Consider the following 13,731-nt stretch of genomic DNA (forward strand, 5'->3'; position numbering starts at 1 on the left):
GCTGATTTGGCAAGTAACAACCCCGCGCTCTTCATCGCCGGCAGTGTCGCGCTGGGTTTTGGCTTCCGGCACGCGGGTCTTCCACTCTTCAGCCACTTCGAAGGTGAAAGTCATGAACGGCGCCGGGTGATCGATCTTGATCATCTGTGGGGCCACGGTGTCGAGCATCGACGGGCAGAAAGGCCTCCAGCGCTCGCGGAACTTGATCTGGTGGTTGATGCGGTCCGCGACGCCGGTCGCGCTCGGGCAACCGATGATCGAACGACCGCCCAACGCGCGCGGGCCAAACTCCATGCGCCCCTGGAACCAGGCGACCGGGTTGCCGTCGACCATGATCTTGGCAATGTTCTCCGGCATGTTTTCGAGCTTGCGCCAGACAGGCTTGCTCGGGTGACGGGCACACGCGGCCAGCACGTCTTCGTTGGTGTACGACGGGCCGAGGTAGACGTGTTCCATCTTCTCGACCGGCACGCCACGGGCGTGAGACACATAAGCCGCCGCGCCGACCGCCGTGCCGGCATCGCCGGACGCAGGCTGCACGAACAACTCCTTGACGTCATCGCGGGCGATGATTTTCTGGTTCAGCTTGACGTTCAACGCACAGCCACCGGCGAACGCCAGCTTGCCGGTTTCCTTGAGCACATCGCCCAGGTAGTGGTCGATCATCTGCAGCGAGATCTTTTCGAACAGCGCTTGCATGCTCGCGGCGTAGTGGATGTACGGCTCGTCGGCGATGTCGCCTTCGCGCTTGGGCCCCAGCCACTCGATCAGCTTCGGCGAGAAGTAGAAACCTTTGCCCTTCTCTTTATAGCGACGCAGGCCGATGACGTTGGCGTAATCGGTGTTGATCACCAATTCGCCGTTCTCGAACGACGCCAGACGCGAGAAATCGTATTTGCTGGCATCGCCGTAAGGCGCCATGCCCATCACCTTGAACTCGCCGTCGAGCATCTCGAAACCGAGGAACTCGGTGATCGCACCGTACAGGCCGCCGAGGGAGTCCGGATCGAAGAATTCCTTGATCTTGTGAATCTTGCCGTTCTCGCCATAACCGAAGAAGGTCGTGGCGTACTCGCCCTTGCCGTCGATGCCGAGGATCGCGGTTTTCTCTTTGAAACCGGAGCAGTGGTATGCGCTGGAGGCGTGGGCCAAGTGGTGCTCGACCGGCTCGATTTTGATTTTTTTCGGATCGAAACCCAGTTGCTCAAGGCACCAGACAATCTTGTTGCGATAGCGCTTGTAACGGCGGTTGCCCATCAGGATCGCGTCAAGGGCGCGGTCCGGGGCGTACCAGTAACGCTTGGCGTAGTGCCAGCGCGCTTTGCCGAACAGGCTGATCGGGGCGAACGGAATTGCCACTACGTCGACGTCGGACGGCTTGATGCCCGCCTGTTCGAGGCAGAACTTCGCCGATTCGTAAGGCATGCGGTTCTTTGCATGTTTATCGCGTACGAAGCGCTCTTCCTCCGCCGCCGCGACCAGCTTGCCGTCGATGTACAAGGCTGCGGAAGGATCATGGCTAAGGGCGCCGGACAGGCCAAGAATCGTCAATGCCACAGGGGTCTAGCCTCTTTAGTCTGCATGCAGGCGACAAGCGCCTCAAAAATTAATGTGCCCTCGCAAGCGGCGAGAGACAGCTAAAGGGCGGGATTATAGCTTAAAAGCGCTGGCAAACCTCTAGCGGGGAGTCGCAAGCTGACGCGTTGACAGACAAGGAGCCTCGACATAGACTCCGGCGCAAATGGACTGGGGGATCCCGGTCGGCGCTATGACCTCGGTGAGTTTCACCGGGGTTTTTCGCTTTATGAGGCAGGGAATATCTTCAAACCCCAGTTTTCGAAACCCTCGCCCACGTTGTTACGTCCCCCACTGCAATAGAACTTACGCTTGAGCACGTCAAAGGCACGATTTTGTTGCCCTGGCCGCAAAACGCTTATACCGATGGGTCTTGCAACAAGATCCGCTAGCTGTAATCCCGTGGAATTAACTTGCTTGGTTGCAAAAACGATATCGAACGGCAGCTGAATGCCCAATCGGTTCGCGCCATCGCACATCCGCCTAAACTCCAGCTCAAGTTCGTTATCCTCCCTTTTCCCTCGACGCTCGAAAATGACATGGGTAAACGCACGTTGTTGATTTTTTTCCTGCAAAAACTCATAGAGCGTTTCCAGACAGAACTCGAGAGCGACGTGATACGGATTGTGAGCAGGCCCCGTTTTTTCACGAAGAGCCACTTTGTCGATAACACAGCTGATCAGGATAAAATTGCTGGCCTCAATGATGCTCGTCAACTCATCGAGGAAAGCATGTTTGTGTTGACGGGATCTGAACAGACTAGAGAACGCGCCCTTCTCTTTTCGAATGTCCAACTCATGTAGACCGATCAAGTCGTGTCCCATGTGGTTGAATTTAAATTTCTGAAGGGCTGGAATAACCTTCTCGCAATAGTGCCTTTTATGAAACACGCAAAACGCCAGCACAAACATTGGATAGTTTGGATCTAATGTTTGCATTCCATGATCGCCGCTCTCGTCGACATAAATGATGAAGTCGCTGTACCTCCCGCTGGGTGGTAACAGCTTTCTCGCGTCAACATCAGCTTCAGATTCGCTTTGGTTTTCAAACAGAAAAAACTGTTGGTAGTGCAAGTGAGTTACCCACGGCCTGCCCGCCAGTAAATGCCGAGATTGCCATCATTGGCCTGGCGATAAATCGTGTACGGCAAGGCAACTGTGTCGAGGACGCCCGACAGGGTGATATCCAGCAGGACGAAGGGTACGAGGAAACCGGTGGGGTCGGGCGGGGCATTCAAGACGCAGAAGTCGTAGGCCAGGCCGCTGTAGATGCGTGGGATGGACTGACAGTAGGTTTTCTGTTTTCTGAGGCCGCGGGCCGCGTCTTCATCGTCTTGCAGCACGGTGATTGCTGTACCGCAGCCGGAAAGCGCGAGTGAAACAGTACTGATCGCAACAGCCATTTTGATGGTCAAATTTTGCCCTCCGTGAACGTCAGGCAAACTAGCATCGCGGCTATTCAGGGCACAGTTCATGCGGTCAGCAGATCATGTAGGACAGTTCGCAAGAACTTGTCCCTAAATCGCCAGTGAATGTGCCGGCCTTTTCGGCGATCCGACGAAGGGATTCAGGTAGCGCCGGGAATGTCTTTGGGCAAGCGTTGATCAATGACTTGATACAGCGCACTACTCTCCGGCCAGTTACGCATGAACCGCGCCCGATCCCGCGCATACGCTGGGGCAAAGCTGCCCGCCGAGCCGTGCTGGCACATCGAATCGAGGTCGATCAGGGCCCAGCGATCCTGTTGCCAGAACAGGTTGTGGCCCTTGAAATCACCATGACTGATCCGCTCGCGGATCAGTTCGGCAAACAGGTGATCCAGCGCCAGCAATTCCGCTTCCGGTGCCGCGCCACTCTCAACATAGGGCGCAAAGCGCTCGATGATGTCCGGCCCCGGCAGGTATTCGGTCACCAGATAGGCCCGGCTGCGCAACCAGAAAAAACGCTTTTCCAGCAACGCCAGCGGCTTGGGCGTGGCGATGCCGAGGAACGCCAGGCGATTGCCTTCGCGCCACGAATGCCAGGCACGACTCGGACGCCAGAAGCGTTTGAGCCAGTGCGCAAAGCCTTTGATGTTGTAGCGTTTGATCACCAGCGTCCGACCGCCAGCCTCGACTTTTCCTACGCTCGCGGCGCCGCCAGTCTTATACAAATGGCCTCGATCGAGCAGCGCATCGGCCTGTTCCAGTACCGGCAACATCGCGGCTTCTTCTTCTCGCCGAATCGCCCGCAAGGCGAATGCCCCGCGCTGAACGCTGAATAACGTGCATTCACGGCCGACCTTGGTCAGATAGTCCTTCAAGCGCCAGCGACGAACTTTATCGATCTGCTTCTGCAACGCTTCCATCGGCAACGCGTGCTCGCCGTTGCTCAACAGGTAATACACCAGCAGCTCTTCGGTAAACGGTTCCAGGGATTTGGGCAACTGGGCGAAAAATACCCCGAGGTTTTCCAGGACTTTCTGCCGTGACAGCGGCTGGCCGGGGGTTTCAGCACAGACACCGCCGCCATCGATCAGGTACAACCGACCGCGTTGACGCAACAGGTTGTCCAGGTGCAGGTCCTCCTGCCACAGCCCTTTGCGATGCATCTGGCCGATAGCGCCCAGCGCTTCGGCCAGCACGGCCCCTTGCATGTCGGCCAGCACCGGCAAGTGTTCGACCTGCTTCCAGGTATCGCCGAGGCTTTCGGCCCCTTCGATGAACTCGAACAGCAACCAGCCGCCCTCGCCTTCTTTCAAGCCGTCGGCCAACAGTTGCGGCGTGGTCAGGCCCTGATCGGCGAGCAAGCGCACGCCGTCAAGTTCACGCTGAAAATGTCGCGCCGCTTTACTGCCGACCAGCAATTTGGCCAGCACCGGCCGACCGCGCCACACACCAGCCCCCACGTAACGCTGGCCCGGCAGCACTCGCAGCAAACTCAGCAACTGCAATTCGGCGGGCCCGGCGGCATCGGCCAGGGCAATACTCATCGGCAGGCTCGGGGCACGACCGGCATCTTTCAATTCGGCCAAGCGCATCAGCGCGTCTCCTTGCGACTGCGCCGGGCGGTCAGACGCGACACCCAACTGTCCACCAGCGAACTGCTTTGTGGCTGATCGACATACGCCGCCAACAATTCGCGCAATTGCGCTTCGGTCCATTCGGGGGCGCGGCGCAGCAACGGCTCCAGGTCCTTGACCCGATCCCGCTGACCGAACAGCAACGGTCGGGTTTTTTCCAGGTCGATCAATTGCGCCTGGTAAGCATCGCCCGTCGCCTGCAGAAAAATGTGCTTGGGGTAGAAGCAGCCGTGAACCTGACGCACCCCGTGCAGACGCCGCGCCAAGAGGCCACACGCTTTCAAAATGGCCAAGTGCTGCGCTTCGCTCAGGTCCGACCAGCGCTGCAACAGCGAATCCAGGTCATCCCAACCGTCCAGCGCGCGGGTCAGCAGCACCGCGCGAACTTCACCGTTGACTTTGCGCTCACCAAAAAAAGCCGCTTGCAGCGCTGGAATGCCCAGCTTTTGATAACGGCTGATGTTGCGAAATTCGCGGGCGAAACTCGGCTCGCCAAACGGCGCGTGCAAGGTGCGGGTCAGGTAGTTGCTCTGGCGCTTGAGGTAGTAGCCATGACCTTCCAGATCCAGCCGAAACACGCTGCTCCAGCCATCGCCGACGGTATTGGGTTCATCCACCGCGTCGAGCTGCTTGGCCCAGAGTGCGTCGAACGTGCCGAGACCGTGACGCTCCAGGAGCGCACGGTCCTCAGCGGCCAGGAAATCAGTCATTCGCGTCCCTCGAAGAATCTCACCACGTGCCGGATCCGTTTCTTGTCGGCGGCATCCAGTCGGTCACGCTGGCGGTATTGCAGGTAAAAGCGCAGGCGCTGGGTGGCCGACAGGTGATATTTGGCCACCTTGTCCAGGCACGCCAAGTCTTTGGTAATGCGGTATTTGAGCCAGAAACCGTGCCAGAAATCACCGTTGGGGCAATCGATCAGGAACAGTCGGTCGTCACTGTCGATCAGCAGGTTGCGCCACTTCAAATCGTTATGGGTGAAGCGATTGTCGTGCATGGTCCGGGTGTAACCGGCCAGCTGCCGACTGACGGCATCGACCCAGGCGCGATCCGCCAGCCTCGGATCACGCCGGTCCGCGAGGGCCGACAAGTCTTCGGTGTTCGGCAATTCGCGGGTGATCATCGCACCGCGATCGTACGCCGCGCCGCGTCGTTCCAGGCCCCAGGCAATCACTTCGGCGGTGGGAATGCCCCACTTGGCGAAGCGCTTGAGGTTCTGCCACTCAGCCTTCACCCGAGGCTTGCCCAGGTAGCGACGCAAGCCTTTGCCGGCACCGACGTAGCGTTTGACGTAATAGTTGACGCCATTGCGCTGAACGCGAATGACCTCGGACAACGGATCGCGGGTCAGGCGCTCGCCCTGAAGCGCGAACACCGCTTCGAGGCTGCCAAAATCGTCCGCCAGATCGCTGTAAGCAGGTTCCAGTTTCCAACCCGGCATCAGAGCGCATCCCCGTATCGCTGTTTACGGTCGTAAAGTTTGTTGGCCTTGCCTTCGAGCCAGGCAAGCAACGCCGCTTCTTGCGCCAGAATCTGGCGCAGCGGCTGCTGGAAATAGCCCTTCAGAAAGCGCAGTTTGTCGCGTTGGGTCAGGCCGATGTCCAGCGCCGAAAAGTACAGCGCCGCCAGATCCTTGTTGCGCCAGCGCTGGGTAATCGCCGGGCGGGTCTGGGCGCGGTGCAGGTCGATCACCGACAGTTTGAAATCGTCGGCCGTCACCGGTTTGTCGGTGTGCAGCAGGAAGTGACAGATATAGCAGTCGCGGTGGTTGACCCCGGCGCGGTGCATCATGCCGGTCATGCGCGCGACTTCGGCGATCAACGCGCGCTTGAGCACTGGCTCGGGCGGGTTCTTGATCCAGTCGATGCTGAAGTCTTCAAGGCTGACGGTCGGCGCCAGCTCTTCGGTGACGATGAACGAGTGCTGATCCGCCGGGTTACTGCCCTTCTCGCCATAAGCGACGGCGGTCATGGTCGGCACACCGACCTCTTGCAGGCGCTGAATGGCCTTCCATTCCTGACCCGCGCCGAGTACCGGCAGCTTGGCCGTCAGCAGGTTTTTGAAGATCTCGCCCCAGCCGATGCCACGGTGGATTTTCACGAAGAAACCCTTGCCGTTCACTTCAGTGCGCAACGTACGGCGCGCTTCCAGCTCGCGGTAAACCTCGCCCTGCAAGCCTTCGACTTCGGTGAACGCATCGCGCCCGGCCCAAAGGCTCTTGAACGGTTCAGCCAGCATCAACTTCATTAAGCGTGCTCCGCCAGAATCACATCGGCCGCGTGCTGCGGCATGCTGTAGAGGTCGGCCGTCTCGGCGAAAGCCAGACCGTTGCGGCTCCAGGCCGCCCGTGCTTGAGCGTCGTTCAACATCCGGGTCAGGTAATGCGTGAGCTGCGCCTGATCGAAGGGTTCGTCCAGCACCAGCCCGGCGTCGGCCTCGGCGATGTAATGGGCATAACCACACACCGCGCTGACCAACACCGGCAACCCGGCGACCAGGGCTTCGAGCAATACGGTGCCGGTGTTTTCGTTGTACGCCGGGTGGATCAGCACATCAGCGCCGAGCAGGAAACGCGGAATATCGCTGCGGCCCTTGAGGAACGTCACGTTGTCGCCGAGCCCGAGGGTCGCGCTCTGCATCTGGAACAATTTGGGGTCGTCCTGGCCAATTACAAAGAGCCGGGTGCGTTTCTTCAGATCAGCGGGCAATGCGGCCAGCGCCTTGAGGCTGCGATCGACGCCCTTGGTCTTGAACCCGGAGCCGATCTGCACCAGCAGCAGCTCGTCGTCCTTGAGGTTGAATTCGCGACGGAACTCAGCGCGGATCTCGGCCGCATTGGGCGGCGCGCGGCGGTCCTGGGAGATGCCCGGCGGCAGCAAATGGAAGCGTTCCAGCGGCGTGTCGTAATGCTTGATGAACAGCGGCTGCTGCACTTCGGAAATCATCAGCACTTCGGTCTTGGCGTCCTTGGCGAACACCGCGCGCTCGTACTCGGCGAAATGCCGGTAACGGCCCCAGCGCCGGTACAACGAATGGCGCAGGTTCTGCGCCTTGTCTTCAAAACATCCGTCGGCGGCGTAATAAACGTCGAGGCCCGGCATCTTGTTGAAGCCGATCAAGCGGTCCACCGGACGTTTGGCCAGGTCCGCTTCCATCCACTCGCTGAGCTTTTCGTTTCGACGATGGTTGAAGAAGGCTTTGACGGGCGCCACCAGCACTTCAAAACCGGGCGGCACCTCGCCCTCCCAGATCAGCGTGTAGACACGGATTTGATGGCCGCGTTGCTGGCATTCGAGGGCGATGCGCATGAAGTCGCGCTGCAAGCCGCCGAACGGAAAGTATTTGTACAAGACGAATGCCAATTGCATCAGCGCAGCTCCTCAGCCAATAACAACGTGCTCAGTCGGGTCGCGACACGCTCGGGATTCAACCGCGTGAAGCACAGTGGCCACTCGCGTTTCAGGTCAAACCGGCGGGCGTCATCGGCCGTCGGTTGATACGTGCATTGCTTTTGCAGGCACGGTGCGCAGGGGAAGTCGCTGGCCATGTGAATCTGCGCCTTACCGTAGGCGCCGGTCAGGCCCGGATTGGTCGGGCCGAACAGCGACAGGGTCGGGACGTCGAACGCGGCGGCCAAATGGCCGAGGCCCGTGTCTACGGCCACGCAGGCCTGGGCACTGGCCAACACTTTGCCGACACCCGCCAGGTTCAGCTTGGGCAGCACTTCGACATGCCGAAAACCGCTGGCGATGCGCTCGGCGCGAGCCTTCTCGATCGGGTTGCCCCACGGCAGTTTCACCGCGACACCGAGATAACCGACACGCTCGGCCAGCTCGCGCCAATAGGCTTCCGGCCAATGCTTGGTGTCCCACGTGGTGCCGTGCAGGAACAACACGTAAGGATTCTTGCGCGGCAGTTCCACCAGCCGTTCGACGTTCAGACCGTAATCGCCCAGACCTTTGGGCAAGTCGTAGCCCAACGCCAACGCGAACAACTGACGCACTCGCTCCACCGCATGTTGCCCACGGCCCACCGCGAGGCGACGCGAGTAAAAACGTGCGGCGATGGGCTCACGGGCGGAATTTTTGTCCAGACCGGCGACCGGCGCGTTGACGTAACGGGTCAGCCAGGCGCTTTTCAGCAGGCCCTGGGCGTCGATCACCAGATCGTATTTGGTGGCGCGAACGCTTTGTTTGAAGCGTTTCCACTCGCCACTCTTGATGGTCTGCCAGATGTTTTTGCGCCAGCGACGGATCGCCACCGGAATCACCTTGCCCACGGCCGGGTGCCAGGTCGGAATCTCGGCGAAACCTTCTTCCACTACCCAGTCGAATTTGATGCCGGGGATCGCCCGCGCCGCGTCGGTCAGCGCTGGCAACGCGTGAATCACGTCGCCCAGCGAAGAAGTCTTGATCAGCAGAACCCGCAAACTATTGGACCTCGACCGCAGTGCCTTGCAACCGCTGCAAGGCTTCGTTCACCGCTTGCGGCATGAGCTGACGCAGGCAGTTGTAATGACCGAAACGGCAAGTGCGGTCGAAGCAAGGGCTGCATTCGAGGCCCAGGCGCACGATCTCGACGTGTTCGGCCAATGGCGGGGTGAAACCCGGTGAGGTCGAGCCGTAAACGGCCACCAATGGGCGGTTCAGCGCGGCGGCCACGTGCATCAGGCCGGAGTCGTTGGACACCACCGAATCGGCGCAGGACAACAGATCGATGGCTTCGGCCAGCGAGGTGTCGCCACTCAGGTTCACCGATTCTTCACGCAGGCCGGGAATCAGCCGCGCGCGGATTTCTTCGCCGACGGCGTGATCGTTTTTCGAACCGAACAGCCAGACCTGCCAGCCTTCGCGAATCTTCGCTTCAGCGACCTTGGCGTAATGCTCGGACGGCCAACGCTTGGAGATACCGAACTCGGCGCCGGGGCACAGCGCCAGGACCGGACGGTCGAGGGTCAGGCCGAACTTGGCCAGCGCGGCCTCGCGGCTGACCGGGTCGATTTGCAAGGTGGGGCGTGGATAGGGTTTGGGCAGTTCAGCGCCGGGCTCGTACGCCAGGGCCATGAAGCGCTCGATCATCAGCGGGTAACGTTCTTTATCCAGCGTGCGCACGTCGTTCAGCAGCACGTAACGGAACTCGCCACGCCAGCCGGTGCGTTTCGGAATGCCGGCGAAGAACGGCACCAGCGCCGACTTCAGTGAATTGGGCAGCAGGATCGCCTGGTCGTACTGGCCGGCCAGGGATTTGCCGATCCGCCGACGAGTCGCCAGCTCCAGGGCACCGTGGCCGAGCGGAAAGCTCAAGGCCTGCCGGACTTCGGGCATGCGCTCCAGAATCGGCCGGCTCCACTCAGGGGCCAGGACGTCGATTTCGCATTGCGGGTGGCGCTGCTTGAGGCACTGAAACAGTGTCTGCGCCATCACCATGTCACCGACCCAACTGGGCCCAACGATCAGAATTTTCATGTGGTTTCCAAAAACGAACCGGGGAGGCATACGCCTCCCCGCCTCGAGAATTCTACAAAACACTGCAGATCTACTGTGGGAGCGGGCTTGCTCGCGAAGGGGCCGCCGCATCCCATAAAGATGTCGCCTGACACTGCGCTATCGCGAGCAAGCCCGCTCCCACATTTGAATCTTGTTACCGCCACAAGCGCGGTTCAGCTTAGCCCCAGTTCGCGCCAGATCCGCATTACCTGCCGTCGTTCGTCCGCAAACTGGTCGCCCGGTATCACCCCGGCGTCCTTCTGCAAGGCCTGCCGGTGAGCGGCGGAGCGGTAGGCTTTATAGGCCTCGCGCAACAGGCTGGCATCTTCGGCGGGCATCAGCCCTTCGTGTTCCAGCTCTTCCAGAATCCGGATGTTATCGGTCCAGCGCAGCAACGGCGGGTGTGTTTCGGACCACGCCAGGGCCGCGTATTGCACCATAAATTCAATATCGACGATACCTCCGGCGTCCTGCTTGAGATCGAACGGTGCCGTGGCCTCGAAGGCATTTGCCCCGGTGCCGGCCGCCGTGCTCTTGCTGCCAAGGTTATCGCGCATCTTGGCGCGCATCTCGCTGACCTCCTGGCGCAACGTGCCCAAGTCCCGCGCCTTGCCCAGTATCGCCGCGCGGACTTTCTCGAATGCCTGGCCGACGCCCTGACTGCCGACCAGCACCCGCGCCCGCACCAACGCCTGATGTTCCCAGGTCCAGGCTTCGTTTTCCTGATAGCGGGCAAACGCCCCCAGCGAACTCACCAACAAACCCGACGCACCGGACGGTCGCAGGCGCATGTCCACTTCATACAACTGACCGGAGTTGGTCTGCGCCGTGAGCAAATGAATGATCCGCTGCCCCAAGCGGGTGAAAAATTGCGCCCCATCGATAGGTTTCGGACCATCGGTTTCCGCTTGCGGATCGCCGTCGTGGATGAACACCAGATCCAGGTCGGAACCATGCCCCAGTTCCAGGCCGCCGACTTTCCCATAACCGACAATGATGAAGCCGGGATCGCACAAGGTGCCATCGGTGCGCAGCGGCGTGCCGTACTTGGCCACTGTCTGGCGCCAGGCCAGGGCCAGCACTTGTTCGAGGATCGCTTCGGCGAGCCAGGTCAGGTAATCGCTGACTTTCATCAACGGCAGGCTGCCGGCGATTTCCGACGCGGCGACGCGCAACCGGTGCGCCAGTTTGAAATGGCGCAGCGCTTCCATCTGTTGCTCAAGGTCGTCCTCGGGGATTCGCGTCAGGCGCTCGCGCAATTCGGCCGCCAGTTCCGGCGCCAGCGGCGGCTTGAACAACCGGCCTTCGTTGAGCAACTCGTCAAGCAGCAGCGGAAAACGGGTGATCTGCTCGGCGATCCACGGGCTCGCCGCGCACAGGGTCAGCAAACGTCGCAGCGCGCCGGGGTTTTCGGTGAGCAACACCAGATACGCGGAACGCCGCGCCACCGCCTCAACCAGCGGCAGCACACGTTCCAGCACGAGATCCGGATTGGCGTGTTCAACGGCCTGCGCCAGCAAGCGCGGGATAAAGGCATCCAGCCGCTCACGGCCCAAACGCTGCATCGCGCGCAATTGCGGGCTGCTGCGCAAACCGGCCAAGGCTTTCAGGGCCTTGGTCGCATCGCTGAAACCGCCCTCCTCCAATTGACGGCAAGCGGCCTCGTCGTCCTGCGCCTCTTCCCACAGCGGTAGCCATTCGCCGCCGACCACCACTGCGCTTTCGGTGCCTTGCTCTTCATCAGGATCGGCAATCACCTGGCCGAAGTGCCACGCCACGCGGTCACGCCAATACATCAGTTGCTCATGGAAAGCGTCCCAATCGGCGAAGCCCAACATAAAGGCAATGCGCGCCTGATCCTGCGCGCCGTCCGGCAACATTTGGGTCTGACGGTCGGCAATCGCCTGGATCGCATGTTCGGTGTAACGCAGGAATTCGTAACCTTCGCGCAACTCGCTGATCACCGCCGGCGGCAGGTAGCCCTGACCTTCCAGCGTGCTCAGTACTTTTAATAGCGGACGTTGTTGCAGGCTCAGGTCACGACCGCCGTGGATCAACTGGAATGCCTGGGCGATGAACTCGACCTCGCGAATGCCGCCGGAGCCGAGCTTGATGTTGTCGGCCATGCCCTTGCGCCGCACTTCCTGCTGGATCAGTTGCTTCATGGTGCGCAGCGCTTCAATCGCCGAGAAATCCAGGTAACGCCGGTAAACGAACGGGCGCAGCATTTCTTGCAGTTGCGCGCCGGCCACTTGGTCGCCGGCCACCACCCGCGATTTGATCATCGCGTAGCGTTCCCAGTCACGGCCCTGGTCCTGGTAATACTGCTCCAGCGCGTTGAAGCTCAGCACCAAGGCACCGGCCGAACCGTACGGGCGCAGACGCATGTCGACGCGGAACACAAAACCGTCGACGGTCATCGGGTCCAGCGCCTTGATCAAACGCTGGCCGAGACGGATGAAAAACTCCTGATTATCCAGCGAGCGCTTGACGCCGACGGTCTCGCCGCCCTCGGGGTAGGCAAAGATCAGGTCGATGTCCGACGACAGGTTCAGCTCCACCGCGCCGAGCTTGCCCATGCCAAGGATGACCATCTGCTGCGGCTCGCCGCTGCGCCGGCCGGTGGGCACGCCGAATTGCTGGCAATGCCGTGAGTACAACCACTGATAAGCCTGATCGATGCTCGCATCGGCCATGTCCGAGAGGTCGCGACAGGTCTGGACCAGATCGGCCTGGCGATTGAGGTCACGCCAGATGATGCGCACTTGCTGACGGGTGCGCTGGCGGCGCAGGGCGCGCCCGAGCTGGTCTTCGGTCTCTGCCGCATTCACCGCTGCCGCGATCTGCGCGCACATCTCGCCAGGCTGGAAGCTGCGGTCGAGTTCGCCGGATTGCACCAGCGCCAACAGCATTAAAGGGTCGCGCACACTTTGTTCAGTCACAAAGTCGCTGGACGCCGAGACACGGGCGAATTGCGCCCAGCGTTCGGCGGTCCAGGTCGATAAACCATGGTCCTCTTCAAGGGCGGCAACGGCGGCGCGGAACGCCTGCTCGGCGCGGGTGACAAACGGCAGGAGAATGCCGGGCAGTTCGGCAAGCGAAGGGAGGCTCATGGTCTATCCTTGATCGGCGTGGATGGGGCTGCATGTAGTGAATTTCGAATAAGCACTACCTGACGGACTGTCGAACAAAGGTTAGAAATAGCTGAAATTTCTTTTATTTTGGCAGCCAGCATCAAGCTTTCACCTTTTCTGGTTGGCATAAGACCAACCTTAACGATTATTCTCACAACGCAGCCGGAGGCCACAAGCCATTCATCTGTAGTTTTACTACTCGTCTATACATTCGAAAGGCTGAAATGCCCGTTGATTTGTAGTAAAACTACACGCCGCCGGAACAACCTCTCGGCAATCCAAGAATTTATATCGTCTGCCCACAAGGCCAGTCGCAAACTCAGGCAACCGATTCTGGAAGCCTTTCCGCCCTGGAGCAAGCCATGCAAGACCTCGATCCCGTCGAAACCCAGGAATGGCTGGACGCCCACCCAGACTGGGCCGACCTGCGCGAAGAGTACGCCGCCCTGCTGCAACGCCAGCAGCAATTCAGCGGC

General features: G+C 60.3%; 11 protein-coding genes. All 11 read right to left on the reverse strand.

Annotated elements, in window-relative coordinates:
* Positions 1–1,557, reverse strand: a 1,557-nt coding sequence (locus tag ACQKP4_RS26260; RefSeq protein WP_427636860.1) for a carbamoyltransferase family protein, incomplete at its 3' end; no start/stop codon positions are given.
* 245 nt (positions 1,558–1,802) lie between these two features.
* Entirely contained in the window at positions 1,803–2,648 is an 846-nt protein-coding gene (locus tag ACQKP4_RS26265; RefSeq protein ID WP_427636861.1) for a DUF3800 domain-containing protein, read from the reverse strand.
* 5 nt (positions 2,649–2,653) lie between these two features.
* The gene (locus ACQKP4_RS26270; RefSeq protein ID WP_427636862.1) at positions 2,654–2,989 is read right to left on the reverse strand and encodes a YceK/YidQ family lipoprotein; all 336 of its coding nucleotides are present in this window, start codon (positions 2,987–2,989) and stop codon (positions 2,654–2,656) included.
* A 152-nt stretch (positions 2,990–3,141) separates the two neighbouring features.
* On the reverse strand, positions 3,142–4,593 hold the full coding sequence (locus tag ACQKP4_RS26275; RefSeq protein ID WP_427636864.1) for a lipopolysaccharide kinase InaA family protein: 1,452 nt from the start codon (positions 4,591–4,593) through the stop codon (positions 3,142–3,144).
* On the reverse strand, positions 4,593–5,345 hold the full coding sequence (locus ACQKP4_RS26280; RefSeq protein ID WP_427636866.1) for a lipopolysaccharide kinase InaA family protein: 753 nt from the start codon (positions 5,343–5,345) through the stop codon (positions 4,593–4,595). The genes ACQKP4_RS26275 and ACQKP4_RS26280 overlap by 1 nt, the downstream gene beginning before the upstream one ends.
* Positions 5,342–6,076, reverse strand: coding sequence for a lipopolysaccharide kinase InaA family protein (locus ACQKP4_RS26285; RefSeq protein ID WP_427636868.1), 735 nt, complete (start codon positions 6,074–6,076; stop codon positions 5,342–5,344). Before ACQKP4_RS26285 ends, ACQKP4_RS26280 begins: the two co-directional genes overlap by 4 nt.
* Positions 6,076–6,882, reverse strand: a complete 807-nt coding sequence (rfaP, locus tag ACQKP4_RS26290) for a lipopolysaccharide core heptose(I) kinase RfaP (protein ID WP_427636870.1) — start codon at positions 6,880–6,882, stop codon at positions 6,076–6,078. The genes ACQKP4_RS26285 and rfaP overlap by 1 nt, the downstream gene beginning before the upstream one ends.
* Entirely contained in the window at positions 6,882–8,003 is a 1,122-nt protein-coding gene (locus ACQKP4_RS26295) for a glycosyltransferase family 4 protein (RefSeq protein ID WP_427636871.1), read from the reverse strand. Before ACQKP4_RS26295 ends, rfaP begins: the two co-directional genes overlap by 1 nt.
* Positions 8,003–9,064 carry a lipopolysaccharide heptosyltransferase I gene (gene waaC / locus ACQKP4_RS26300; RefSeq protein ID WP_427636872.1) on the reverse strand — a complete coding sequence of 354 codons (1,062 nt, stop codon included), beginning with the start codon at positions 9,062–9,064 and terminating at the stop codon, positions 8,003–8,005. Before waaC ends, ACQKP4_RS26295 begins: the two co-directional genes overlap by 1 nt.
* A 1-nt stretch (position 9,065) precedes the next feature.
* Positions 9,066–10,100 (reverse strand): lipopolysaccharide heptosyltransferase II, encoded by a 1,035-nt coding sequence (gene waaF / locus ACQKP4_RS26305; protein ID WP_427636873.1) that lies wholly within the window; start codon positions 10,098–10,100, stop codon positions 9,066–9,068.
* A gap of 194 nt (positions 10,101–10,294) precedes the next feature.
* Entirely contained in the window at positions 10,295–13,234 is a 2,940-nt protein-coding gene (gene glnE / locus ACQKP4_RS26310; protein ID WP_427636874.1) for a bifunctional [glutamate--ammonia ligase]-adenylyl-L-tyrosine phosphorylase/[glutamate--ammonia-ligase] adenylyltransferase, read from the reverse strand.
* Positions 13,235–13,731 lie beyond the last annotated feature (497 nt).

Source organism: Pseudomonas sp. NPDC086278 (assembly GCF_050280905.1).
In the GTDB taxonomy this organism is placed as follows: domain Bacteria; phylum Pseudomonadota; class Gammaproteobacteria; order Pseudomonadales; family Pseudomonadaceae; genus Aquipseudomonas.

Excerpts from the sequence above, each read along its gene's own strand:
- waaF (WP_427636873.1), bottom strand. The coding sequence starts at position 10,100 with ATGAAAATTCTGATCGTTGGGCCCAGTTGGGTCGGTGACATGGTGATG.
- ACQKP4_RS26280 (WP_427636866.1), bottom strand. The coding sequence starts at position 5,345 with ATGACTGATTTCCTGGCCGCTGAGGACCGTGCGCTCCTGGAGCGTCAC.
- ACQKP4_RS26295 (WP_427636871.1), bottom strand. The coding sequence starts at position 8,003 with ATGCAATTGGCATTCGTCTTGTACAAATACTTTCCGTTCGGCGGCTTG.
- glnE (WP_427636874.1), bottom strand. The coding sequence starts at position 13,234 with ATGAGCCTCCCTTCGCTTGCCGAACTGCCCGGCATTCTCCTGCCGTTT.
- ACQKP4_RS26285 (WP_427636868.1), bottom strand. The coding sequence starts at position 6,076 with ATGCCGGGTTGGAAACTGGAACCTGCTTACAGCGATCTGGCGGACGAT.
- ACQKP4_RS26275 (WP_427636864.1), bottom strand. The coding sequence starts at position 4,593 with ATGCGCTTGGCCGAATTGAAAGATGCCGGTCGTGCCCCGAGCCTGCCG.
- rfaP (WP_427636870.1), bottom strand. The coding sequence starts at position 6,882 with ATGAAGTTGATGCTGGCTGAACCGTTCAAGAGCCTTTGGGCCGGGCGC.